The following is a 933-nucleotide window of genomic DNA, read 5'->3' on the forward strand; positions in this document are numbered from 1 at the left end:
TGAGGGCGTCACCGGCACCCGGTTCACGGTGTGGGCGCCGAACGCGCAGGGCGTGCGGGTCGCCGCCGACTTCACCCACTGGGACGGCACCGCGTTCCCGATGCGCTCGCTGGGTTCGTCCGGGGTGTGGGAGCTGTTCCTGCCGGGGGTCGGCGAGGGCACCCGGTACAAGTTCGAGATCCACTCCCGCTACGGGCACCGGTTCCTCAAGGCCGACCCGATGGCGCGCGCGGCGGAGGAGCCGCCGAACACGGCCTCCGTCGTGACGGCGTCGCGCTACGAGTGGAACGACCGGGAGTGGATGCGGACCCGCGCCGCCACCCCGGTGCACGAGGCGCCGTTCTCGGTGTACGAGGTGCACCTGCCCTCGTGGCGCCCGGGGCTGACCTACCGCGAGCTGGCCGAGGTGCTGCCCGCCTACGTCAAGGACCTCGGCTTCACCCACGTCGAGCTGATGCCGGTCGCCGAGCACCCCTACGGTCCGTCCTGGGGCTACCAGGTCACCGGCTTCTACGCGCCGACCGCGCGCCTCGGGTCGCCCGACGACTTCAGGTACCTGGTCGACGCCCTGCACGGGGCGGGCATCGGCGTGATCATGGACTGGGTGCCGGCGCACTTCCCGAAGGACGACTGGGCGCTGGCCCGCTTCGACGGGGATCCGCTGTACGAGCCCGGGGACTCGCGGCGTGCCGAGCACCCGGACTGGGGCACGTACACCTTCGACTTCGCCCGCACCGAGGTGCGCAACTTCCTCGTCGCCAACGCCGTGTACTGGTGCGAGGAGTTCCACATCGACGGGCTGCGCGTCGACGCGGTCGCCTCGATGCTGTACCTGGACTACTCGCGCGACTCCGGTCAGTGGGAGCCCAACCAGTACGGCGGCCGGGAGGACCTGGCGGCGATGGCGTTCCTCCAGGAGATGAACGCGACCGT

Annotated in this window: 1 protein-coding gene; it reads left to right on the forward strand. The window is 71.2% G+C overall.

Features of this window, described 5'->3' with window-relative positions; translation table 11 throughout:
- A partial coding sequence (gene glgB, locus GTW67_RS01610) for a 1,4-alpha-glucan branching enzyme (protein WP_161163003.1) occupies window positions 1-933 on the forward strand: 933 nt, incomplete at both ends.

Origin of the sequence: Streptomyces sp. SID5910 (genome assembly GCF_009862125.1) — a bacterium.
GTDB lineage: Bacteria > Actinomycetota > Actinomycetes > Streptomycetales > Streptomycetaceae > Streptomyces.